The sequence below is a fragment of the Paenibacillus naphthalenovorans genome (assembly GCF_900099895.1).
Classification (GTDB): Bacteria; Bacillota; Bacilli; order Paenibacillales; family NBRC-103111; genus Paenibacillus_G; species Paenibacillus_G naphthalenovorans.
In genome coordinates, this window is the sequence record NZ_FNDY01000002.1 from 282,222 (window position 1) to 306,542 (window position 24,321).

Below are 24,321 nucleotides of genomic sequence, written 5' to 3' on the forward strand. Positions count from 1 at the left end.
CTTCTACCCCCTTTTATCCCGTATGTCCCGGATCCCGTCGCTCAGCAAATTAAAGCCCAATACCGACAATGTAATGAAAATGCCGGGCGCCAACGTATACCATGGAGCTTTGCCCAAATAGCTTTGGGACTCGTTGAGCATCCTGCCCCAGCTGGGATCGGGCGGTTGAACGCCAAGCCCCAAATAGCTGAGAGCAGCTTCGATCAGTATGGCCGCTGAAAAGTTTAATGCCGCCGTCGTAACGATCGTAGGGGCGATATTCGGCAAAATTTGTTTGAAAATAATATTGGCATGCCCCGCCCCGATGCCTTTGGCCGCCTTCACGTACTCCGCTTCCTTATGCTGCAGCACCCCGCTTCGAATCACCCGGGAAAACGACGGAATCGACAGGATGCCTATCGCGACCATCGTTTGAAACATGCTCGGTTCAAAAATCGTGACGAGCAGCAGCGCAAGCAAAATTCCAGGAAAGGCCAGCAGCGCGTCCGTTGCCCGCATGAAGAGCTCATCGACCCATTTGCCGATATATCCGGAGAGGGTGCCTATCACCAGCCCGCATGCGAGCCCGATGGCCACAGAAACGGCGCCGACCGTAAATGCCGTCTGCGCTCCGATCATCACCCGGCTCAGGATGTCTCTTCCAAAATGATCCGTACCGAGCCAATAGGTGAAATTCGGGGCCTGCAGCCTGGCGGCGATGTTCATTGCATTGGCTTCATGAGGCGTATATACCAAGCTGATCAGCATCATCAGGAATAAAAAAGATACGAAGGAGAGGCCGAGGATAAGACTGTAATTATATTTCGTGTTCATGGCAAATGGCCCTCTACATGATACGAATTTTGGGATCCAGCCAGCGGTACGAAAGGTCGACTACAAAATTGACGATGATGACGATGAAAGCAATCAGCATGACCAGCCCCTGGACCAACGGATAATCACGGTTTCCAATCGACGTAATGAGAAGGCTGCCGAATCCCGGAAGCGTGAAAACCTGCTCAATCACCAGGCTTCCCGCCAGCACTTCTCCGAAATTAATGCCCACGACGGTAATAACGGGAAGCAACGCATTTTTCAGCACATGCTTATACTGAATGACGGTTTCCGACAGACCCTTGCTTCTTGCGGTGCGAACATAGTCCAGGCTCAACTGCTCAAGCATCGTCGTCCGTAAATACCGGACGACGACCGCGATTTGCGGAATCGCCAATGCGACCGAGGGCAGAATCATGGACTTGAAGGCTAATCCCGGGTTTTCGGACCAAGGCACATAGGTACTGACCGAGAACCATTTTAAGATGAGGCCGAACAGCAGGATAAGCATGATCCCCATCCAGAACGAAGGTACGGCCAGGCCGAACTGCGTCCCGACCGATATGATCATGTCCATCGCCTTCCCGCGCGACCGTGCAGCAATGATTCCCAGCGGAACCGCCGTAACTATGGTAATCGTTAACGCCATAAGCGCCAACGAGAGCGTCACGGGGAACCTGCTCGCGATCAGATCCAGCACCGGTTCGGAGAACCGCAGCGATTCTCCGAAATTCAGGACAAAGACACCGCCGAGCCAATCCGCAAATTGCTCGTGCAGCGGACGGTTCGTGCCCAGTTTGGCCTCCAGCATTTCGATTTGCTCATCGGTCGCTTCCGCCCCCAATATAGCCAGAGCCGGGTTGCCGGGAATGATGCGAAAGACAGCAAAGGTCATCACGACAACAAAAAACACGGTAAGCAGGAGAGTCAGCAATCGGCGTATGAGATATTCCATCCGATCTATCCCCTTCGCCCGTTACTCGGTATAATAAACGACCGACAAGTCTTGCACGTATAAAGGATACTGCTTATACCCGGCAAGCTTTTTATTTAAAGCCACATTCAAATTCGGATCCATAATGTATACGGCAGCCGCATCCTCCGTGAGGATCGTTTGGGCTTTCTTGTACAGCTCAACCCGCTTCGCATCGTCGATTTCCGTGACGGCCGCTTTTAGCGCAGCATCGAACTCCGCATTTTTATAATTAAAGAAATTGTTGGACGCGTCGGACAAGTATTTATTAAGGATTTGATACGGATCAAGCTTCCCGTCAAGACCGATGATCGTCAGCTCGTAATCCCTTCCTTTATAGATACGATCAAGCCACACTGCCCACTCTACCGGCTTGATCGTCACCTTAATGCCGATTTTCCCCAACTGCTGGGCAATGACTTGTGCGGTGTCGACGTGGAATTGATAGTTGGATGGAACCGAAAGCGTCGTTTCAAATCCGTCTTTGTAGCCAGCCTCGGCCAGCAGGCTTTTTGCCTTCTCCAGGTTGGTTTCGTAGGCTTGCTCAAGACCTTGCTGATAATATTTGGCCAGAACAGGACTGAGGTTGGAGCCCAGCTTCGTTCCTTTACCGAGGGCGACGCCGGCGATAATCTCATCTTTATCGATCGCATAATTTATCGCTTGTCTTACTTTAATGTCGCTAAACGGCTTCTTGGCCAAATTAAATGTCATGAGCTGCACGAGATTTTGCGGGGCGCTGACGGAATGAAAACGATCCGCAACCTCTTCCAGCCGCTCCGTGCCGATCCTTGGATAAATGTCGGCCTCACCCGATTTTAAGGCGATCAATGCGGCTTCGGCATCGGTGATTATACGGAACTCAACGCTGTCAAGCGAGGGAACATCCGGCACGTAATAATCCTCGAATTTCTCGACGGATAACCGCTGCCCGGGCAAATATTCCTTGAACTTGAACGGACCGGTTCCAATCGGTTTTTTATTGCTGTCCTCATAGCCGTTTGGAATGACTGCGGACGTCAGAGAGGTCAGAAACGACGAGTTGTTTTCCTTCAACTTAATAACAATGGTGGACGCATCGGGAGCTTCGATCGATTGAACGCTGGAAAACGCCGACGACAAAGGTTTCCCCGTAGCCGTTCCGGCCAGCCGTTCATACGAAAACTTCACATCTTCGGACGTAACCGGATTGCCATTATGAAACTTCACCCCGTTTCGAAGCTTGAAGCTATAAGTCAATCCATCCTGCGATACCTGATACGATTCGGCGATGGCGGGATACAGCTCTCCCTTCTCATTAGGTTTCAGCAAGCCTTCAAATACATTAAACAGCACTTCCGCCGTCCCCGCCGCCACAGCAAGATGAGGGTCCAAATAGTCCAAATCCTGTGGAATAATGACGACGACATTCCCCCCCGCCTTCTTTTTCCCCCTTTGCTCTGTGCTTTGCTCTGTTCCTGCCGGCTCTGAAGGACTTGTTTTAGCCCCGGAATCGGCGGAAGGGGGTGAAGACGTCTGTGTACCGGCGCTGCAAGCCGAAACAAATAACGTCACCATTGCAATGGCAAGTAAGTTTGTGAATCTGAATTTCATTACGGATTTCTTCATTTTTTTCCGCCTCCCATTGAAAATTCAAGAAATATGCATCGTTGCCGCGACCAGCAGCCTGGGCAGATCCGCAACGGAAGAAATCGTACGAACCGAATCGATCTCCTCGATCCCAACGTTACCGAACCGGTTAATCAGGCAGGATTCCATGCCCACCTTCGAGCTGCCGATGACATCGTCGTAGTAGTTGTCACCCACGTACAAGCTTTGCTCGGGCCCAACTCCTGACACTTGTAAAGCTTTTTTGAAGATTTCTACATCAGGCTTCGCCACGCCAACCTCGGATGAAACGATAATGTGGTCGAAATATTCCGACAATTTGTTTTCCTCCAGCACTTTCCTTGCGGTCAGGTCCCAATTGCTGATCAGACCAAGCCCGAGAGACCGTTCCTTCAGCAGCTGCAGCACGCTCGGAACGAAGGGATACGTCCTCCAGAATAAGCCGCGACACTTCTCGATTTGGCGGAGACGTTCGCACTGATCGCTTAAAGGAAAACTTAATTGCAGCGTATAGTTCAGCACACCGATGTACCATGGGTAGAAAGTATGCATCTCCTGACCCAAGGCTCCCGGATATTCGCGCATGAACAACTTGTCGGTCAAATGATAGGCATGCTCAATGCTTTCCAAACCGATATCGATGCCTTGCTCCAGCAAAAACTGGCGGTATACGTTTTCTCTTTCCTGGTACACAAGCGTATAGCCTAGATCGAACCAAACAAAGGAAACGGGCATTCTTTTTTACACCGCCTTTACTTTTATTCGCGCAAGATAGGCAGCCAAATCCTGGAAGGTCGGCGGCCGTCGTGATGTATCGTCTGTGTCGCCGTAACGAAATCCGCTTCCGTGACCTCTCCGGGATTCATAAGGCGATTTGGATTTCGATCATATGTCGGAAACAATGAACTGGTAATATCCAGCCTGATCGAATGTCCTTGTTGAAACACAACAGCCGTCGGGCCTAATGAAATTTCATATTTCACAATGCCGTCCGGAGGCACCGGCTCCGGACGCTCCAGCCCGTTTCGGTAACTTGCCCGAATGATCCCTTCTGCAATGTTGTACGCTCTGCCGTCGGGATACACATCGACAAGCTTGGCGACAAAATCGGTATCTTCGGCCGAAGTGGAGGCGTACAGCTCAAGCGTGACGTTTCGGCCCAATCTGTCCGCCCCTTTCGCAGCGCCGTATCCTGGGCAACGAACAGCACCCAGGACTGTGTACAAGCAAGTGCGAAGGCCCCGTTCCTGTATGTTTTGCCTTGATAAGAATCGGAGCCGGTCATGGCTGGCGTAATGCAGGTCAAGTGAGGCGGGCGATTCGCCGCAGCGAGCCACTGCACGGCTCCGGCGTAGGAAAATCCGTACATGCCCACCTTTGGAACCGTGTACGGAAGAGACGCCGCCCATTCGATCGTGTCATATCCGTCCTGTCCGTCATCCGCATAAGGTTGGAAGTCCCCTTCGGATACCCATCTGCCCCTTGTATCCTGGACGATCACCACGTATCCGTGGCGGGCATACCAGCTCGGATGCGCATAATTCATCGTCTGGGCATCCTCTTTATTATACGGCGTTCTAAGCAGTAATACCGGATGCCGCCTTCCGTCATCGGGCCGGTATATATCCGCGTATAACCTTATGCCGTCCCGCATCGGCACGGACACATTTTTCTCAAGTATCAGCCTCGCCGTGTCGGACATCCTTTCCGCTCCTTCCCTCCTGCTGCATGTGGATCAGAAACAGCTATAAAAAAAGACGCCCTATCTGATAATGAGCATCAGATATCGACATCTCCAGTTGACTGGTAATGAAAGTATTCATACAAGTTTAGTTGGTTATATATGGAAGTAATAGTAGCATACGTATATGAAAATGGTCAATAGATGTTTTTTTATAAGGATGAGTTGACAAGAACTCATTTTCTGATTAGGATTTCAACTATAAGCTTCTAATTCCTGCTATTTATGCAGGTATTTGTTATCCGATGGATCGACCAGACCGACTGGAGACACTTTCTTTTGCCGCAGAAGGTGTCTTTTTTTATTTTTATTCCCCCCATCAGACATAGGAGTGGTGTCCATGGCCCGTAAGAGACAAATGAAATTGTCGGCCTACTTGGTCGGAACCGGAATGCACGCTGGCTCATGGAGGCTTGAACAAGCCCATCCGGGAGCAAGCATCGACATCGACTATTACCGCAGGCTGGTTCAGACCGCCGAACGCGGTAAATTCGACATCGCCTTTCTCGCGGACAGTTTGGCGATTAATGAGCAGTCCCACCCCAATATTCTGAACCGCTTCGAGCCGATTACGCTCATTGCCGCATTGGCGGGGGCCACATCCCGTATCGGACTTGTCGCAACAGCCTCTACTTCTTATATCGAACCGTTCAATCTCGCGCGTTTATTTATGTCGGCCGATCATATCAGCAAAGGGCGAGTCGGGTGGAACATCGTCACGACGCGAGACTTATCCGGCAGCACGGCCCGAAATTTCGGCGCCTCGACCCATCCGGAGCTTGCCCTTCGCTATCAAAAGGCGGCGGAATTCGTAAACGTCGTTCTGGGTTTATGGGATTCATGGGAGGATGACGCCTTTATTTTCAATAAAGAAACCGGCGTTGTCTTTGATCCGAACAAGCTTCATCGCATCCGGCACAAAGGGGAATTTTTCGAGGTGGAGGGTCCGCTGAATATCGCACGCTCTCCCCAAGGGCATCCCGTACTCGTTCAGGCGGGGAATTCTGAGCCCGGACAACAATTCGCGGCTCAAATCGGGGAAATCATTTTTGCCATCAAATTTAACTTCGAAGACGCAAGGCAATATTATCAAGCTTTTAAAGAACGAATCGTGTCATTCGGCAGAAATCCGGACGATGTCTACATTCTCCAGGGGATCTCTCCTGTCATCGGAGCAACGGAAGAGGAGGCGCGCCTAAAGCTAAAGAGGCTGGAGAGGCTGCTTCCCGATGATACCATTATGGGATTTCTCGCCGATTATTTTAGGGAACTCGATCTAAGCCGCTTTACGCCGGAAACCGCCTCTAAAGAAGCCGGCTTACATACCCTAAACGCCATCCATCCCGATTATCGCAAGCATCAACCGGTGATCATCCGGGAAAACCCGACCTTAAGGGAAGTTTATTCGTTAATCATCGGTTCATTCAGCGGCGATCACCTCGTCGGAACCCCGGAGAAGATTGCCGATACGTTGGAAAAATGGTTTCTTGAAGGCGCCGCAGACGGTTTTATGCTCATGTCTCCGGCCTTACCGGACGGCCTGGAAGAGTTCATCGATCGGGTGGTCCCGATTCTTCAACAACGGGGCTTATTTAAAAAAGATTATGAAGGAACCACATTGAGGGAGCATTTCGGTTTACCCGTTCCGCCCAACCGCTTCAGCCGCCAAACCGTATAGCTGCATGAAAAGAAGCGCCTCCGTTTAAGATCGGGAGGCGCTTCCGCCATATTATGGATGAACTGTCGCCGCCTTTCTGAGCCGGGCGTTCCTCTCCGCCAGTTTTCGTTTAAAAAGGGGGAGTGCTTTCTCGCCGAATATCTCTGCCTCTTCGGGGTGCGGGTAACCGGACAAAAGCAAAATGGCCAAACTACTCTTCAACAACGGGTGTTCCATAGGTATGGAAGCTTGGGATGGTAGGCGTCCTCCACGCTTGACCTTTGGCCCTTTCCGCCTGCGTCCATGTCACCGTTTCCCAATCCGGCGCAAAAATAAAATATCCGCCGGTGGCTAGTTCTATCCGATTGCCGCCCGGTTCAAAGCAATATAAGAATAAGGTTTGCTGGATCGCATGCTTTGCCGGACCGCCTTCAATCACAATATCGTTCTCCACATAAATATTGGCTGCGCGCATGAGATCATCCCATGAATCTACACAAAACGTAATATGATGGAGTCTTCCCCGACGGTTAGTCGCATCCAGCGTATAGACCAACTCATAGGATTTTTGTCCGGCATACAACCAGGAGCCCGCATGAGTTCCATTATCCAAAACAATTTGTTCACTCACCCTCAGCCCCAATGCATCCTGCATAAATTGACTGTTGGGTTCCACTTTCTGAGCTAAATAATTGATATGGTCCAACTGCCGCACACCTACACCCTTGCCCGTGTATTTTTGCGGCTGATTTTTCAACGCCGGGCGTAAATGCTCAGGGGCTTGGTACTTTTCGGCTTCAAAATAAATTTCCATCTGATGACCGTCCGGATCCATAAACCGGTAAGACTTGCCATGACCGATATCGCCATCCGTCCAGCCTATGCCATATCCGCTTTTTTCAATCGCGGCATATCGGCGTTCCAAAGCTTGCGGAGAATAAGTCCGCAATGCCGTATGACCAATGCCCGGCTGTTTCGATTCCGTTAATTTCATGCAATACCTTTCGTATTGTCCCCATCCGCGGAGATACACCGACTGTCCGGCACGCCCCGCTTCTTCCATACCGAGAATATCCTTAAAAAACCGGAGGCTTTCATCCGGTTTGGGTGTCAAAAGCTCCACATGACCCAGATGCGCAATATCTCTGATTGGCTCATGATACGAATCCATCCTCATTCACCTCTGAAATATCATTTTTATTTCTTCAGAATGCCATGAGGATCAATGACATATTTCCTGGCGGCTCCCTTATCGAAAGCCGCATAGGCTTGAGGGGCTTCATCCAGCGATATGACCGTCGCATTCACTGCCTTTGCGATTTGCGCCCTGCCGCGAAGGATCGACATCATCAATTCATAATGATATTTCATAACGGGAGTTTGCCCTGTCACAAATGTATGCGCTTTCGCCCAACCCAATCCGAATCTGATCTTCAGGGTTCCTATCTTGGCGTCTTCATCTAGAGCACCGGGATCTCCCGTCACATACAAGCCCGGAATCCCCAATTTGCCTCCTGCCCGCGTGACCTGCATGATCGAGTTTAAGACCGTTGCCGGCGCCTCCGAATGTTGAGGTCCGTGTCCATGAGCTTCGAATCCTACACAATCAACCGCACAATCGACTTCCGGCACACCAAGAATCTGTTCGATTTGTTCCCCCAAATTGTCATGCTTGCTTAGGTCGACCGTCTCACATCCAAAGCTTCTGGCTTGCTCCAATCGCTCCGGGTTCAAGTCTCCAACTATAACTACCGCGGCCCCCAGCAACTGTGCCGAATGCGCAGCAGCTAACCCTACAGGGCCCGCGCCTGCCACGTAAACGGTGGAGCCGGGTCTTACTCCTGCGGATACCGCTCCATGATAGCCCGTTGGAAAAATATCCGAAAGCATCGTCAAATCGCGAATTTTCTCCATGGCCTGGTCTTTATCGGGAAACTTTAACAGCTGGAAGTCTGCATAAGGGACCATGACGTACTCTGATTGACCTCCTACCCAGCCTCCCATATCCACGTAACCGTACGCAGAACCAGGACGATCCGGATTTACATTCAAGCAGACGTGTGTATGCTGTTCTTTACAAGCGCGGCAGCGGCCGCATGCAATATTAAAAGGAACCGACACCAAGTCACCTTTTTGGATAAACTCTACATCCCGGCCAACCTCAATCACTTCACCCGTGATTTCATGTCCCAACACCAGACCGGCGGGGGCTGTTGTACGGCCGCGTACCATATGCTGATCGCTGCCGCAAATATTCGTTGTTACAACCTTAAGGATAACGCCATGATCACACTTGCGTCCGACATTTTTGGGGTTCACTCCCGGGCCATCCCTGAGAATTAATTCGGGATATTGAATATCTTCAACCGCTACGTTCCCTGATCCCTTATACACAACCGCCCTGTTCCCTGCCATGCTTTCTCCTCCTTCATCGTTTCATTAAAATAATTCAAAAATGAATTCTATATTGATCAACAATATTGATTGCAATTCAAGTATAGTTTTTTCATATTCGTATGTCAATGCAAATGTTAAATTTATCCTGCGCTGCGCACAAAAAAAACGCCCTGCCACTGGACGTTTTAAAATATGCCTAAAGCAAATATTGATAGTTCTGTGCAATGGTTTGACGCACATTAGCCACATGGTTCTTAATCGCTTCTTCTGCTTCCTTTTCATTGTGCGATTTGAGGGCCTGAAGTATTCTCTCATGCTCTATAAAAGACTGCTGATTTCTCCCCGGGACTAATATGGTTTTGAAGTGAATGCGATTTAATTGCGTTTTAATGGTGTTGATTAATGAAATAGCTTGAACATTCTTCGATGCATTGTATATGACATTGTGAAATTCACGATTCAATAAGGAATATTCGTCAAATCTGTTCTCTTTAATATGTGAATTCATGGTCTCGAGAATGTTTTCAAGCCGTTTGATGTCGGCTTCACTGATATTCTTAGCAGCACTTTTGGCCACTAATCCCTCAAGAACCTCGCGTATTTCCATATAATTGATGACTTCCTCAAGCGTAAAAGATTTGATGGTGGCTCCTTTGTTGTTTTCCACTTCAACCAAGTTTTCCCGTTCCAGCATCATAAGCGCCTTTTTAATGGTATTTCTGCTGACACCTATGGCCTCTGCAAGCTGGTTTTCCGTTAATTTTTGCGATGGTTTGTAAACACCGGTCAAAATTTTTTCCTTAATATATTGAAAAGCAATGTCCGTTTGACCGCCCATATCCTTACCCCATTTCTTACCATGTGCTTAATTTAGATATACAAAAAAGTTGAACAATACTATCATACAATATATTTTTTTTATGAAAATGTCAATACAAATAAGAAAAAACGGGTTTTGCGCCGCACGCAAACCCGCCCGTCATTTCCTTGTAACTACCCGCATTACCCAGGATTGCTCATAAGAACGTACTGAGATTCTTCATCGTCAACATTGTCAACACGATTTCCTTGCCGTTCTTGCTTCCTCGCTCTCGTAATACACTACATTTTCTTTTTCCAAAATCCCTCTCAAATTATAAAAATCAAGGCTTAGCTCTCCTCTTTCGATTCTGGTCTTGGTATTTTCCTCCTTGGCCATTCTTTGGTTAGAGCTCTCCAGTGCAAGCTTGAGGTCTTCTTTTTTCACAAAAACAATTCCGTCATCATCAGCCATCACCAAATCTCCGGGGTTAACAGAGGCTCCGCCGCACACCGCCGGTGCATTCACCCAGCCACCGCGTGATTTCGTCGAGCCTTGCGAGTGAATGGCTTTGGACCAAACCGGAAATCCGCATTCTCTGATTTTGGCTACATCGCGGATTCCCGCTTCGGTAACGACACCTTGAACTCCGCGTTTCATAAGTGCATTGACGATGAGCTCCCCTATCATGCCCGTGCGGCTTTCCCCGATTGTCGTAATGACCAGAACATCACCCGGCTTGCAAATTTCGATGGCGGCATGAATCATTAAATTATCTCCCGCAAAACAGGTGACGGTGACCGCTGGACCGCAAATCTTATTTCCCGGTTTGACCGTCTGCAATTCATGACTTACAAGGCCGATTTTTCCCTGGGCCTCATATACGGTAGAGACATCAAGCTTGGAAAATTGTTCGATGATCGTTTGATCAGGCCGGTCAATGTTTCTTACAATGTACCTTTCCATCAGTTGAACTCGCCTCCAACATAAGGGAAGCAGCGGCTGAAGGCTTCGGCATATTGGTATTGATTGTTGCCGGAAACCCTGCGGGCGTGATTGCCCCGAAGCTTGGCCTTTGCCCCGTAATATTCAATTAAATGCTTCTGGGCTTTAAAGCAGTTCATCGCAGCTTCCTTCTGCTCGTAGGTTTCGGTAATATCTATGATCACGTCGGGCTTGAAGTCGCTAATTTCGGATTGATGGGGCTCAAAGCCGAATAGGCGCGCCTGCTTGGCCGTCGGATACCCGTCGATTCGCACACCGTTCGAGGTCGAAAGAACACTTGCATCAAATACGAACTTCCCAACGGTCTCATGATCCGGATTAAATGCGTCTTTAAAGCCATGTGTCAAAATATGATGCGGAGCCGTTTCACGGATTTTACAAACCATCCGCTCCATCCGTTCGTCAGTTATTTTCATATGGTAATCTTCATAATCCCAAATTTCCATTTGACGGATGCCAAGATGCTCCGCGGCTTGTTCGATTTCCTGGCGCCGGATTTTTTTGACGTTTTCGACGGTTTGCCCTTCGATATTCCAAAGGTCATTCGATTCCCCTCTAACGCCGTAGCTTAATATGACTAACGAGACGTTAGCCCCGTGCTTGATGTATTTGGCAATCGTACCTCCGCCTCTCCACACAAAATCCGCTGCATGGGCACTGACAACCAATAAATTCGTGTTCTGATCAATCATGCTTTCATCTCCCTTAATTTATTCTTCTACTAAAAATGAAGTATTTTCCACCATCATGTTTTTCAGTTCTTCTTTAGTAAAACCATTATTTAATAAATTGGCAGCAAACATCGCCAACCCTTCATCGGGGTACGGACCGTTTGGTTGACCTAAGTCCGTTGATAAAATACAGTTTTGAGGACCTACGAAACGAATCTGCTCGTATACCGCTTCCCAGGTTGTCTTATTGGAATGAGGCGTGGTAAAACAGTGTTCCATAAATGCCCCTTGTTGAGCCAGCTCTTTTTGTTCCTCCTTTGTAAAATCGATAGAAGGAAAATTCGGATGCGTAACTACGATTTTCTTGACTTTTAAATCAACGGCTGCTTTCACTAAAGCGAATGTCTCCGCCTTCCCTAAATGCCCGGTAGCGAGGATAAGGTTATAATGCGAGATGATATCCAAAATATCGTAAACTTCTTTTTTAAGTTTGGATTCCTCCAATATGGATATACTGGATTGGGTTTTTCCTTGTTCAATTAATTCCATCTGCAATTTGGCCCAAAAAGGTAATTTGGTATGGGATCCTTTTCTAAAAAACTCTTGCTCGTTCGTAGCGTCAAATGTAGGCATCCAAACAATTTTCGCTCCATCGCGGGCTGCCATTTCTACAGCCAGAGGGTTGAGTCCACCCACTGAATTATTTAAGCTGATCGCTCCAATCAAGTTTACGTCGGGATAAACTTTATGGACTAATTTCGCCCGTTCTGCCGTACAAAAATAGTGTGATTTTATTCCATATCCTTTCATCCCAACTTTTCGGATGCGTTCCGCCATTTCAAGATCGTCAAGCTTTCTGGACATGACATCCGGTCCCGTGTGAACATGCAGGTCATAGGCCCCTTCAAGCAATTCTGGATACACATGATTTCCTCGCTTTCTTAAGAGTAAGGTCAATTAATTGAGTTTCATTAAAGTTTTCAATATTGTTAAACAATATTGCGCAATAATGATTATAATCCGCTGTTTGATTTATGTCAATTGCATCATTGAAACATGACATCACCAACCAAGCATCGTCTTAAGCTCCATTATGGCTGCTTCCTGCTTCTTTAACAGCTGTATATAAGCATCTCCTTTCGTCAGATCAACCTTCATGCCCAATTCGCTCGCTTTATTAATAAATTCCGGATTGGTTTCTGCTTTCTCAATAGCACTCTGGAGCTTTGCAATGATTTGCGGATCAATGCCTTTAGGCCCTGCTATACCTCTGGATGCATAGGTGATCGAATTCTCGAAACCCACTTTTTCTTTCATCGTAGGCACATCCGGAAGCTTAGGATTGCGTTCCGGCCCAAAAACACTTAGAGCCTTTAACTGACCGCTATGAACCTGGTCAATCGCTCCCCCGATTTCCCCAATCAGTACATCGACATGACCGCCGAGTACACTTGCTATAGCTTCCCCCGTACCGCCAAATTGAACGAATCTAAATTTCGTTCCCAGTTCTTTGTTCATTGACAATGCAATCAAATGATTGCTTGAACCTATACCATTGCTGGTTACGGATATCTCGTTATTTTTTGCATACTCAATAAGATCATTAATAGTTGCAAAACGTTTATCGTCAGGACGTACAGCAATGAGTCCTTCATCAACCCCGTGATTAATAATATGTTCAAAGCTGTCCAAGTTCTCTTTTCTATTGGCGGAAGGGTTGATATATCCAGTAATTAACGCCGGATTAACGATGACACCAAGGGTGTAGCCATCAGGTTTGGCATTCACTAAATCGGCGTAAGCTACCCAACCTGCAGCCCCCACCTTATTTTCAACCACGACCGGAACTCCCAAATCCTTCTCTAAATAAGAGGCTAAAAGACGCGCACCCAGGTCAGTTCCCCCGCTTGCGGCAAAGGGTACAATGAGCTTAATCGGCTTATTGGGCCAATCGATTTGCTGAGTTCCGGCCGCCCCCTTACCGGCTGCATCCGTAGAATCATTAGAGGACCGCGGGGTACATCCAATAAGCGCTCCAAGGGTTAATACAATAATGGCAAAAGCAACAAACGTTTTTTTCATAGCAAGCCACCCTTTATCATTTTTTTATATAAATTTTATCCGAACGTCTATTCTCACATGGACGCCAAATCTTACATTTCCACATCTTCTGTAACGGGCCGTTTATTTTTTATCGAGGCAACGATGCTGATGAGCATGGTGAGAATGGCGATCGATAAGATCGTCCCGGAAAGCGGTCTCGTGAAGAACCCGAGAACATCCCCCTGAAAAATAGTTAAAGACTGCAATAACGTTTTCTCTAAAAGAACGCCTAACACATAAGTTAAAATAATGGGAGCCAGTGGAATTTCAGCCTTTTTAAATAAATAGCCTAGAATTCCAAAGACCAGCATTGCCCCTACATCAAACATGCTGTTATTCAGGCTGTACGTTCCAACAATTGTGATCATGATAATGATCGGCAAGAGAAGTTTAAAGGGAATCATCGTAATTTTCGCCCACACATTGGCCATCGGCAGGTTCATGACTAACAGAATGGCGTTTCCGATAAACATACTCGCTATAATTCCCCATACCAGGTCCGGGTTTTTCTGGAACAGCGTCGGTCCCGGAGTAAGACCATGCATAATAAAAGCGCCTAACAATACCGCGACGGTAGGAGAGCTCGGAATCCCCAGTGTGAACAGCGGAATTAATGCGCCACCGCTGTAGGAATTGTTAGCCGTTTCCGGCCCGGCCACCCCTTCCAAAGCCCCTTTTCCAAAGCGGGAAGGATGTTTAGACAGCTTCTTTTCCATAGAATAGCTAAGAATCGTAGGAATGACCGAGTTGGTTCCCGGAATTAATCCGATCAGGAAGCCCAATATGCTTCCCCTGCCGATCGCTTTCATAGAAGGTCCCCATTCCTCCTTTTTAGGAAGCAGACCGTTCACCTTAGAAGGTACTGCAGCTTTCCCTTTCAAGTTTTCTTCGGCATTGATAAATAGTTCGGAAAGCCCGAACATCCCCATCGCAATGGCTATAAAGTCTATACCTTTCATCAGTTCCGTTTGACCGAAAGCAAATCGAATGATGCCGGAGCTTTGATCCTGGCCAATAAACGCTATAGATAAACCGAAAAGCGCTCCGATAACCCCCTTCAATAAGGATTTTCCCATTAATCCAAGCAGCAAAGAGAGCCCTAAAATCACCAAAGCAAAAAATTCAGGAGGACCAAAATTAAGCGCCTGCTTCGCCAGAAAGGGGCCGATTAAAACTAACCCGACAATGGAAACAATGCCTCCGATGAACGAACCGATACCCGCGATCCCAAGCGCTGCCCCCGCTCGACCCTGCTTGGCTAACGGGTGGCCGTCCAGACATGTAATTAACGAGGAGGCCTCCCCTGGGGTATTAATCAATACGGATGTGATGGTTCCTCCGTACATGCTTCCATAGTAAATGCCGGACAGCATGATAATCGCAGATACCGGCTCAAGTGCAAAAGTCAAAGGCAAAAGGAGCGCCGTTCCTGCTGTAGGACCCAATCCGGGAAGAACGCCGATGAACATGCCGAATGTAACGCCCAACAGACAATACAACAGGTTTTGCCACGTAAGCGCTGTCTCGAATCCAAGCAGTAAGTAACCTAACGATTCCACGATTTCCCCTCCTACCATCCCAAGTCATTTACAGGTAACGGCACCTGTAAAAGGATTCCGAAAACCCAAAATACGATGAAAGATATCGAAGCGGAGAGCCCTAAACTCCAATACCATTTATAGCCCCGCATAAACAAGAGAAATAAGGTTATCGTACTGCCAATTAAAAAACCCAATAAAGGTGCGATAATGATAAATAGGATGAAAGAACCCGCGCATACCAAAACATTGATAAGCCCTTCACCTTTAGGCAAAATCCGGGAGAAAAGAATGATATCTTTTTTTAGCGAAATGACCAGATAGATTATGGAAAAAACGAAAGTGAGTCCGCTCACCCACCGTGGCAGCATCCCGGGACCCGGGCCGTATTCGCTGTAATAATCCATCGATAATGATTCCCAAAACATGATTCCGCTATAGAGGAGAAAGAAAACAGCCATGTAAACGCCTAAGTTTTTCAAATGAAGCACATCCTTTATTCATTCTCGCATGAACTTTTATCCGTTTTCACTCGTGCCAAACCCCTGCTTATCAGACTTTCAATTTTTACCCGGTTAGCGCTTTCAATCTCTCGCCTATAATGAATGATTTATTGTGGTACGGATTTATTCATTAATGCTTCAAGAACCTGCACAAAATGATCGGGAACCTTCATATCGAAATGGGATTTTAAATCCAGGTCAACGATCTGCTGCAGCTTTCCCTTGGTCGCCAAGGATACAGAGTAATCCAAATCCAGATCCTTCAATGTGCCGATGACTTCTTCCATCTCCGCTACTCTTCTCTCCGCATGAATAGCAGTACGTGTAAGAAGTAAATTGGCTAATTCCTCAGTGGAATGGCTAGATAGGGTCCCCCGGATGGAAGTCAATATTTCTCGGTCAATTCCTGATTTATAAGCTGCAGTCAATGTTTCCAGAAGCAAGGCTGTAAACCCTTTCATAAAAATACTTCGAATCATTTTCATTGCTGAAGCGCTTCCGGCCTCCTCGTTGATATAGGTAATGTTCATTCCGTATCTCCCCATGACATCCGAAAACTTACGTGCACCTGTACCACTGGCCGAAATCGGAACTTTATGGCGGTGAGGAGGAACGGCTTCCATGACTGCCGCATCTGCAAACCATACGCCTGCTTGATCCATAAGCTTAGAAATTTCTTGCTTTACTTTTGGAGATGCCGAATTCATATCCACATAAATTTGCTCTTTTCGCAAAAATGCAGCGGCTTCTTGAGCGATCATAAGCGCATACTTGGCACTGGTTGCACAAAAAACAATGCGGCTGCTTTCAATTAATTGCTTCAAAGACGAAGTTAAAGTCACATTAGCCAAATCAGCCCTTTCTTTAATGATAGCCCCAGCCACCGGCTCTGCTGCCATTACGTCGAATGCGAAGATAGATGAAACTCCCTCGGACACTAAACCGCTCGCCATATGAAATGCTGCTTCACCGAATCCGATGAAGCCTATACCCGGTTGGTTCAATGTACTAACCTCCCTTTATCAGTAAGCAATCAAATACATGAAAGTTGAAACATATAGACTACAATAATGTTCAACAATTATGTTTACAACAAAAAATATAACGCATCTGCAAATTCGTGTCAATAACTTAGCAAAAAAAGTCGAAAAATTGGAGCCTGTTACAACAAATATTGATAATTATTTTCTATTGTTTTTCGGACGTTAGAGATGTGCTGCTTAATGGCCAACTCAGCCATTGCCGCATCATGGTTTTTCAAAGAAGCAAAAATCATTTTATGTTCATTGAGAGAACTTTCGTTTCTTCCGGGAATGAGCAGTGTTCTGAAGTGGAACCGCATTAACTGCGTTTTTATCATACTCACCATTTCCGTCGCTTGTATATTTCTGGATGCATTGTAAAGTATATTATGGAATAACCTGTTTAATTTGGAATATTCATCAATTTGATTTTGCTTCATACAATGTTCCATTCTTAATAAGAGCTGCTCCAGCTCATCAATTTCTGTATCCTTTATATGCTGTGCCGCCGATCTGGCAATGATCCCCTCCAAGGCTTCCCTTATTTCAAGATAATTTTTCACTTCTTCCAAGGTAAACGATTTAATGGTCGCTCCTTTATTGTTTTCAATGCTAACCAAATTTTCCCGCTCCAGCTTTAACAAAGCTTTTTTCACAGTGTTTCGGCTTACGCTTATCATTTCCGACAACTGACTTTCAATCAATTTTTGAGTTGGTTTGAAAGTACCGTCCAATATTCGCTCACGAATATATTTATAGGCATACTCTGTTTGATTACTCATTATCTTTTCTCCTATGATAAAGTTTTATTGAACAATTTTGTAATACAATTATGTGCAAAATTAATCATAAATATTTCGTAAGTGGATGTCAAGGAGCAAATGAATGCGCGCCACTTCCACTTTTTTGAAGGAAAACGGTTCGATTCCTCATCCTAATTGACACCTGGGCTATTTATGAATATAATCACATTTGTTATAGCAACTTTTTAAGGAGAGGGCTGGATTTGATGCTTCCTTTACAAGAATATATCAGCATTTTTATTCATCAGACCGATTTAACCCTCACCAATTATATTAAATCCAAGCTGGCTCCTTTTCAGCTCGCGCCGGAGCAGAATTTGATTATGATGCTTCTTTGGGAAAAAGACGGCCTTAATCAAAATGAAATTGCCGAGAAGCTGAAAAAAGATAAAACGAATATTGCCCGTATGGTCTATAATCTGGAGCAAAAAGGCTTTATTCACAGAGTGGTCGGAGAACACGACCGGCGTTCACTAAGGGTTTTCCTGACGGATGAAGGAAAAAAATTAGGCGAGCAAGTCATTCCCATAGCCGAGGAATTTAATCGTTTGGTATGTAAAGGAATTACCGAGGAAGAGCTAATCGAGTTAAGACGAATCCTTACTAAAATGAGTTCCAATATGGAGTAGGAGCTTTTCTCCGTCTAATAGTTGCTATAACAACAAAATAACAGCATCGATGGAGGTTATTATGGCTAAGGTACTTTTTGTCAAAGCAAATCCCCGCCCGGTTGAGCAAGCTGTCAGTGTTAAGCTGTACCAGGCATTCCTCGAAAGCTACAAAGAATCCCATCCCCAGGATGAGATCATTGAATTGGATCTGTTTAAGGAAAATTTACCGTATTATGATGCGGATAAAATTAACGGGATGTTTAAATTAGCCAAAGGATTGGAACTTACTCCGGAGGAACAAGCGGCTGCCCATACGGTAAATCAATATCTGGACCAATTCCTTGCCATGGATAAGATCGTATTCGCCTTCCCGCTCTGGAACTTCACTGTTCCTTCCGTACTTCATACGTACTTGGATTATCTGAGTCAAGCAGGCAAGACCTTCCGGTATACTCCAGAAGGCCCCGTCGGGCTGCTTCAGAATAAGAAGGTTGTTTTGTTAAATGCAAGGGGCGGCGTCTATTCCAGCGGACCTGCGCAATCTGCCGAGATGGCAGTCAACTATGTAACCAATATTTTAAACTTTTGGGGAGTAAAAGACATCACAACCGTCATTGTAGAGGGGCACAACCAATTCCCTGACAAGGCAGAAGAAATTATTCACGAAGGACTTGTAAAAGCGACTACTTTCGCAAGCCGCTTCTAATTAGACAGCGTCAATCGGATGATTTCACTTATGAAGCGGATGATCTACAAGATGATAAGCGTAGATCGCCAGTTCGAGGCAAATTCGTTTGTGCGGTTTTAAAAAATCGGGGCCGAGCAGTTCTTTGCATTTTTCCAGACGGTGGTACAGCGTTTGTCTGTGGATAAACAACTGTTCCGCCGTTTCCTGTTTATTCCCCATGTTTTTAAAATAGACGGAAAGTGTTTCCAAAAGCGGAATATCGGTTTCGTCCTCAAACTTGAGCAAAGGTCCGATATGGTCATGAACAAATTTTTTTAACAACCGCGTATCCGAAATATGGGTCAAAATTTGATAGACTCCCAGTTCATCATAAAAAGGGCTGGCTCCCGGCAGCAGAATGCCGATGTTCAATGTTTTGTCCGCCTCGGCAAAACTGAAATGCATATCGATCAGTCGTGTCTTCGGCTGGCTGAACCCTACGAACAGATCGAGATTCCCACGGAAATTATGGGATAGATTTTGCCGGAGCTCATGCAAGGTTTTTGTTAACTTTCCTTTAAAATCAAAGGCTGAAAAAGAATACGATTCCTTAAAACAAAGGATATATAATTGATTTTTTTTATTCAGCAGCAAGCAGTGAAATCCTTGCTTTCTCAATAAAGTACGGCATAATACGAGCAAATCCTGCTTGACCGATTCTATTACTTCCTCATTTTCATGCTTCAGGTCGTGAACAATCTGCATGATTCCCGCCATAAAATAATAATCTTGCTTATCTGTCGGCTGCAAACCAATGCGCGCGCGCATCGCATCTTCCTGATGAACATTGCCTATTAATAAATCTTCCATGAATTGCTGTTGGGTTTCCATCGCTTTTTCTTCGAGAAACAATTTTCGGAGGAGCACGTGAGCTGTCGCCTGTATCGCATAATCAAGAATAAACGGCAAATGGTCTGATACGGTCTGGTCGGGCAGCAACAGCGCTATATATGAAAGGGTATTTCCAAAACAAATGACCGGCTGGATCATAATTTTCCGGGAAGCGTCAAAAGGCAATTCGCATAAGGAAGAGACGACATCCGCTCGTCCATCTACAAGCCGCTGATAAGTTTCGAGCTCCGTGTGATAGCTGGAAGGAATGGCATAGGAGTTGCCGACGAGAGAATAAAAAAGTACCGGATATTTGGTCCGTTCATGCAGCAATTGAAGAATCGGTTTAATTTCGGTAGATTGAAGCGTCAATTTTTGTAATTCCCGGGACAACTGTTCCAATTCCTGCAAAAAATGATGGTGTTTATTAATAAGCCATGCATGCAGATCCTGGGTAATGTCGACGAAACGGACCGGTTGTTCGAAAGCAATGAGCGGGAAATGGTGTTTATCGGCCAATTCGATCATGTCACCGGGAATGGTCGCCAGATGTTCTCCCAATTCAATGCAAAGTCCGGCTGCTTTTTGTTCAATTAATTGATTCATATAAATATGCCGGATTTTTATACTTTTAAGAGCGACACCGGTTGTCAAGATCAAATCGTCTTCATTGACGAATGGGCTCAGATGGGTAGTTTCCACAATATGCACCCAGCGTACGTTACGGCGTATTCCCTCGTGACCGGCAATGATGCGAGCATGGCGGAAAAGAGGACGTTCGAGAATGGCTTCGACGGTTAATTTGTCATCATAATCCATGACGTGCCTCCCTTAATGACTTGATTGACAATATGTCTAATTATTTACAAGATCACTAAACACTTTGTCAGCTAAAAAGATGTTAATTTTAATGTAAGCTAATATTACATTAAAGTCAATGAGGGAGAAAAAAACCATGTTAAACAAACAGGAACTGTTGGAGAAAGACAGCAAATATCTATGGCATCAAATTTCCCCGCACAATGAAAATCCGATGATTGTTGTATCGGGAGAGGGAAGCTGGATTACGACCATTGACGGTGAGCGGTTTTTCGATGGGATGTCCGGCCTGTGGTGCGTAAACATTGGTCATGGGCGTGAAGAAATCGCCGAAGTGGCAAAAGAACAGATCAAGACGATTGCTTATGCGTCCCTTGTGCAAAGTCATGTGCCTGCCATAGAACTGGCGGCGAAAATCAACGAATGGCTGGAAGGAAATTACCGGATTTTTTATTCGAATTCGGGTTCGGACGCCAACGAAGTAGCATTCAAAATTGCCCGCCAATATCATCACCAAAACGGCGAGCCTACGCGTCATAAATTTATCTCCAGGCATCGGGCGTATCATGGCAACTCGATGGGAGCATTAGCAGCGACCGGTCAAGCACACCGAAAAATCAAATATGAACCGCTGACGCCGGGTTTCCTGCATGTCCCGCCGCCCTATTGCTACCGCTGCCCGTTTGGCAAGGAGAAAGGAAGCTGCCAGCTGGAATGCGCGCAAATTTATGATGAGGTCATGAACTGGGAAGGCGCGGAAACGGTCGCCGGCGTCATACTTGAACCTGTCATTACCGGCGGAGGGGTTATTGTGCCGCCTCCCGAGTATTTGCAAGAGGTTAGAAAAATTTGCGACAAATATGGTGTATTGATGATTGTCGATGAAGTCATCTGCGGATTTGGGCGTTCCGGAGCAAAATTCGGACACTTCAATTTTTCGGTGAAGCCGGACATCGTCACCATGGCCAAAGGCATCACAAGCGCCTATTCGCCGCTTTCCGCAACAGCGGTCCGGGCCGAAATATATCAAGCGTTCAAGCAACCGGAGGCCGACGCTCATTTCCGACACATTAATACATTCGGAGGCAATCCGGTTTCCTGTGCCATCGCCTTAAAAAATATTGAAATTCTTGAAAAAGAAAATCTGGTCGGTCAAGCAGCCAAAATGGGCAAGTTATTGGAGGAAAAACTCGCCCGATTGACCGTTCATCCGCATGTTGGGGATATCCGGGTATTTGGTTTTCTGGCCGGGATTGAATTGGTGGAAGATAAAGAAAGCAAAGAGCCAGTCTCTACCGATATCATGTTGAAGGTGCTGTCGGAATGCCAAAAACAAGGACTGCTGGCAGGTAAAAACAGCGATACCGTTCCGGGATTCAACAACATCATCACATTGTCTCCGCCGTTTGTCACCTCCGAAAAAGAAATTGATTTTATCGTGGACACGCTGGATCAAGCATTGGAATGTTTAGCCGCAGCGGATAAAGTGAATATAGGGGGACGGATCGGATGAAGGTAGGATTTATCGGCCTGGGTACTATGGGGTTAAGGATGACGACGAATCTGTTAAAAAGGGGGTTTGAAGTCTATGTATACAGCCGCAGCCGCGGACCGATCGAAACGGCCGTATCCCACGGAGCTATGGAGGCCTTGAATCCGGCAGATTTGGCGGCGAAAACCGATATCGTGCTTACCTGCTTGCCTATGCCGGATACGGTGGAACAGGTATACTTCGGAGAAAACGGCATCATGGCCGGTATCCGACCTGGGATGATCCTGGCCGATCACAGCACGGTAGGTCCGGATTTGAGCCGAAAAATCGATGCGGAAGCAAGGAAAAAAGCCGTTTCCTTCATCGACGCGCCTGTAAGCGGAGGTCCGTCGGGCGCAGAGGCCGGCACCCTGACCATCATGTGCGGCGGAGATCAGCAAGCCTTGAACCGGGCCCTTCCCGTGTTTCAAGCGATGGGCCAAAAGATCATGCATATGGGGGACAGCGGCAGCGGCAGCATTACGAAACTGATTAATAATATGCTTTTCGGGGCGCATACATCCGTTCTTGCCGAAGCTCTGGTGCTTGCAGAAAAAACGGGGATTCATAAAGAAAAAATGTTCTCGGTGCTCCAATCGAGCACAGGGAACAGCGCGGCTCTTAACTGGGTTTTTCCGTTAATCGTCAACCGTGAATTTGCTCCACGCTTCAGCATTGATCTATTGCTGAAAGATATGCGCATCGCCTGTGAGGTTGCCCGTAATGAAGGGATGGTGCTGCGCGTGGCGGAAACGGCCCGGGAAGCTATTGCAGCCGCCCAGCAATCGGGGTATGGCGCCTCTGATGTGTCAGCCGTTATCCGTCCGATGGAAGACAAATACAGATTGATTGTCAAAGGGGAGTCCGTATGATTATCAGCGTGCCGAGAGAAATAAAGAATAACGAAAACCGCGTAGCGATTACGCCTGCAGGGGTTTCGACGCTTGTCCAAGCCGGGCATCAGGTCAAAATCGAAACACGGGCCGGCATTGGAAGCGGATTTGCCGATGAAGATTATGCCGCAGCGGGAGCGAAGATTGTACAAACGGCGGAAGACGCTTGGGAAGCGGACATGGTTATGAAAGTAAAAGAACCGCTTCCGGAAGAATACCGTTATTTTCGCCAACATTTGATTTTATTCACCTACCTGCATCTTGCCCCGCTGCCGGATTTGACAAAAGCGCTGCTGGATAACGCAGTTACCGGCATTGCTTACGAAACCATTCAGCTGGATAACGGAGAACTGCCGCTGCTGCAGCCGATGAGCGAGGTGGCCGGACGCATGGCCGTTCAGGTCGGCGCGCATTATCTTGAAAAAACTTCAGGAGGAAAAGGGGTGCTCCTTGGCGGAGTACCGGGCGTACTTCCTGGCCGGGTAACGATTATCGGCGGCGGCATCGTCGGGATCAACGCCGCGAAAATAGCAACAGGAATGGGCGCGCAGGTCACATTGCTCGACATCAACCCAAGCCGCCTCCGGTATCTGGACGAAATCTTTAACGGCCGAATCCGGTTATTGATGTCCCATCCTTATAACATCGCCCAAGCCGTAAAAGATTCGGATCTAGTGATCGGAGCCGTTCTGATCCCGGGGGCGCGATCACCCCGGCTCGTTACCGAAGAGATGGTGAAGCAAATGGAACCGGGTTCGGTCATCGTCGATGTTGCGATTGATCAGGGAGGATCGATTGAAACGATTGACCGCGCTACCACGCATGATGAGCCAACTTATACCAAGCATGGCGTCATCCATTACGCCGTGTCGAATATGCCTGGAGCTGTTGCCCGCACATCCACATTGGCGCTGGCCAACGCAACGACTCCCTATGCGCTGCAAATCGCCAATGACGGCTTTAAAGGGGCGATTGCCAAAAATAAAGCGATCGCCCGTGGAGTGAATACGCTGGATGGCAAAATTACGTTCAAAGGCGTCGCCGAAGCGCTTGGTTACCCGTTTTCGGAAGTCGAGAAAATGATAAGTGCTTGAGGCTTGAATCCGTAAGCGCCACTTTCATTGCTATCCATTCTAAAAAAAGGAGCAGCTCGTTTGAAGTGCACCCCAAAAAGTTAGACTAGGTTATGTTATTAGGCAGCTTGTAAGGCATGCGTACGGTATTGAACTGGACTCATGCCTTTTAATTTTGCCTTCATTCGTTTGTGGTTATAGTA

24 protein-coding genes and 1 pseudogene are annotated in these 24,321 nt (G+C 47.0%); 6 read left to right on the forward strand and 19 right to left on the reverse strand.

Going from position 1 to position 24,321, the window contains the following annotated elements:
- Positions 1 to 3 precede the first annotated feature (3 nt).
- The 6 genes and pseudogenes from BLT35_RS03845 to BLT35_RS27470 all read right to left on the reverse strand — a co-directional run.
- Positions 4 to 813 (reverse strand): ABC transporter permease, encoded by an 810-nt coding sequence (locus tag BLT35_RS03845; RefSeq protein ID WP_074727035.1) that lies wholly within the window; start codon positions 811 to 813, stop codon positions 4 to 6.
- Between the two features lie 13 nt (positions 814 to 826).
- Positions 827 to 1,768, reverse strand: coding sequence for an ABC transporter permease (locus BLT35_RS03850; RefSeq protein WP_074727036.1), 942 nt, complete (start codon positions 1,766 to 1,768; stop codon positions 827 to 829).
- A gap of 21 nt (positions 1,769 to 1,789) precedes the next feature.
- Positions 1,790 to 3,394, reverse strand: coding sequence for an ABC transporter substrate-binding protein (locus BLT35_RS03855; RefSeq protein WP_074727037.1), 1,605 nt, complete (start codon positions 3,392 to 3,394; stop codon positions 1,790 to 1,792).
- A gap of 24 nt (positions 3,395 to 3,418) precedes the next feature.
- Positions 3,419 to 4,129, reverse strand: coding sequence for an HAD family hydrolase (locus tag BLT35_RS03860; protein WP_074727038.1), 711 nt, complete (start codon positions 4,127 to 4,129; stop codon positions 3,419 to 3,421).
- 23 nt (positions 4,130 to 4,152) lie between these two features.
- Positions 4,153 to 4,731: a CocE/NonD family hydrolase gene (locus tag BLT35_RS27465; protein ID WP_254777503.1), complete on the reverse strand. Its 579-nt coding sequence runs from the start codon at positions 4,729 to 4,731 to the stop codon at positions 4,153 to 4,155.
- Positions 4,635 to 5,096 (reverse strand): annotated as a pseudogene (locus tag BLT35_RS27470) (CocE/NonD family hydrolase); the annotation flags it as partial. The gene BLT35_RS27465 and the pseudogene BLT35_RS27470, both read right to left, overlap by 97 nt.
- Positions 5,097 to 5,475: 379 nt before the next feature.
- Between BLT35_RS27470 and BLT35_RS03875 the strand changes: the two are divergent.
- Complete coding sequence (locus tag BLT35_RS03875) at positions 5,476 to 6,813, forward strand: LLM class flavin-dependent oxidoreductase (protein WP_074727041.1); 1,338 nt, start codon at positions 5,476 to 5,478, stop codon at positions 6,811 to 6,813.
- 190 nt (positions 6,814 to 7,003) lie between these two features.
- Here BLT35_RS03875 and BLT35_RS03880 read toward each other — a convergent pair whose 3' ends face one another.
- The 11 genes from BLT35_RS03880 to BLT35_RS03930 form a co-directional block, all read right to left on the reverse strand.
- On the reverse strand, positions 7,004 to 7,963 hold the full coding sequence (locus BLT35_RS03880; protein ID WP_062407309.1) for a catechol 2,3-dioxygenase: 960 nt from the start codon (positions 7,961 to 7,963) through the stop codon (positions 7,004 to 7,006).
- 26 nt (positions 7,964 to 7,989) lie between these two features.
- Positions 7,990 to 9,207 (reverse strand): formaldehyde dehydrogenase, glutathione-independent, encoded by a 1,218-nt coding sequence (gene fdhA / locus BLT35_RS03885; RefSeq protein WP_062407308.1) that lies wholly within the window; start codon positions 9,205 to 9,207, stop codon positions 7,990 to 7,992.
- Between the two features lie 178 nt (positions 9,208 to 9,385).
- Positions 9,386 to 10,027, reverse strand: a complete 642-nt coding sequence (locus BLT35_RS03890) for a GntR family transcriptional regulator (protein ID WP_062407306.1) — start codon at positions 10,025 to 10,027, stop codon at positions 9,386 to 9,388.
- 216 nt (positions 10,028 to 10,243) lie between these two features.
- Positions 10,244 to 10,954, reverse strand: coding sequence for a 4-carboxy-4-hydroxy-2-oxoadipate aldolase/oxaloacetate decarboxylase (locus tag BLT35_RS03895; protein ID WP_074727042.1), 711 nt, complete (start codon positions 10,952 to 10,954; stop codon positions 10,244 to 10,246).
- Positions 10,954 to 11,685, reverse strand: coding sequence for a PIG-L deacetylase family protein (locus tag BLT35_RS03900; protein WP_171005846.1), 732 nt, complete (start codon positions 11,683 to 11,685; stop codon positions 10,954 to 10,956). The genes BLT35_RS03895 and BLT35_RS03900 overlap by 1 nt, the downstream gene beginning before the upstream one ends.
- Positions 11,686 to 11,703: 18 nt before the next feature.
- Positions 11,704 to 12,588, reverse strand: coding sequence for a DUF6282 family protein (locus BLT35_RS03905; RefSeq protein WP_062407302.1), 885 nt, complete (start codon positions 12,586 to 12,588; stop codon positions 11,704 to 11,706).
- Between the two features lie 138 nt (positions 12,589 to 12,726).
- Positions 12,727 to 13,746, reverse strand: coding sequence for a tripartite tricarboxylate transporter substrate binding protein (locus BLT35_RS03910; RefSeq protein WP_062407300.1), 1,020 nt, complete (start codon positions 13,744 to 13,746; stop codon positions 12,727 to 12,729).
- A 71-nt stretch (positions 13,747 to 13,817) separates the two neighbouring features.
- Positions 13,818 to 15,326, reverse strand: a complete 1,509-nt coding sequence (locus tag BLT35_RS03915) for a tripartite tricarboxylate transporter permease (RefSeq protein ID WP_235594247.1) — start codon at positions 15,324 to 15,326, stop codon at positions 13,818 to 13,820.
- 11 nt (positions 15,327 to 15,337) lie between these two features.
- Positions 15,338 to 15,787 (reverse strand): tripartite tricarboxylate transporter TctB family protein, encoded by a 450-nt coding sequence (locus BLT35_RS03920; RefSeq protein WP_062407296.1) that lies wholly within the window; start codon positions 15,785 to 15,787, stop codon positions 15,338 to 15,340.
- A gap of 128 nt (positions 15,788 to 15,915) precedes the next feature.
- Positions 15,916 to 16,812 (reverse strand): NAD(P)-dependent oxidoreductase, encoded by an 897-nt coding sequence (locus tag BLT35_RS03925; RefSeq protein ID WP_083351173.1) that lies wholly within the window; start codon positions 16,810 to 16,812, stop codon positions 15,916 to 15,918.
- A gap of 158 nt (positions 16,813 to 16,970) precedes the next feature.
- Complete coding sequence (locus tag BLT35_RS03930; protein WP_062407292.1) at positions 16,971 to 17,612, reverse strand: GntR family transcriptional regulator; 642 nt, start codon at positions 17,610 to 17,612, stop codon at positions 16,971 to 16,973.
- 227 nt (positions 17,613 to 17,839) lie between these two features.
- Between BLT35_RS03930 and BLT35_RS03935 the strand changes: the two genes are divergently transcribed.
- Together BLT35_RS03935 and BLT35_RS03940 are read left to right on the forward strand one after the other, a co-directional pair.
- Entirely contained in the window at positions 17,840 to 18,262 is a 423-nt protein-coding gene (locus BLT35_RS03935) for a MarR family winged helix-turn-helix transcriptional regulator (RefSeq protein WP_074727063.1), read from the forward strand.
- 61 nt (positions 18,263 to 18,323) lie between these two features.
- Positions 18,324 to 18,950, forward strand: a complete 627-nt coding sequence (locus BLT35_RS03940; protein WP_054817982.1) for an FMN-dependent NADH-azoreductase — start codon at positions 18,324 to 18,326, stop codon at positions 18,948 to 18,950.
- Between the two features lie 24 nt (positions 18,951 to 18,974).
- Here the strand turns inward: BLT35_RS03940 and BLT35_RS03945 are convergent, their stop codons facing one another.
- The gene (locus BLT35_RS03945; protein ID WP_074727043.1) at positions 18,975 to 20,621 is read right to left on the reverse strand and encodes a PucR family transcriptional regulator; all 1,647 of its coding nucleotides are present in this window, start codon (positions 20,619 to 20,621) and stop codon (positions 18,975 to 18,977) included.
- A 136-nt stretch (positions 20,622 to 20,757) separates the two neighbouring features.
- Between BLT35_RS03945 and BLT35_RS03950 the strand changes: the two genes are divergently transcribed.
- Genes BLT35_RS03950 through ald form a run of 3 tightly spaced genes read left to right on the forward strand, consistent with a single transcriptional unit; the run spans position 20,758 to position 24,139 of the window.
- Complete coding sequence (locus BLT35_RS03950; RefSeq protein ID WP_082660654.1) at positions 20,758 to 22,134, forward strand: aspartate aminotransferase family protein; 1,377 nt, start codon at positions 20,758 to 20,760, stop codon at positions 22,132 to 22,134.
- A complete protein-coding gene (locus tag BLT35_RS03955) occupies positions 22,131 to 23,024 on the forward strand; it encodes an NAD(P)-dependent oxidoreductase (RefSeq protein ID WP_062407282.1) in 894 nt (297 codons plus the stop codon). The genes BLT35_RS03950 and BLT35_RS03955 overlap by 4 nt, the downstream gene beginning before the upstream one ends.
- Positions 23,021 to 24,139 carry an alanine dehydrogenase gene (gene ald / locus BLT35_RS03960; RefSeq protein ID WP_074727045.1) on the forward strand — a complete coding sequence of 373 codons (1,119 nt, stop codon included), beginning with the start codon at positions 23,021 to 23,023 and terminating at the stop codon, positions 24,137 to 24,139. Before BLT35_RS03955 ends, ald begins: the two co-directional genes overlap by 4 nt.
- Positions 24,140 to 24,237: 98 nt before the next feature.
- Here ald and BLT35_RS03965 read toward each other — a convergent pair.
- The coding region (locus BLT35_RS03965) for an IS3 family transposase (protein WP_139170764.1) at positions 24,238 to 24,321 on the reverse strand (84 nt) is incomplete at its 5' end.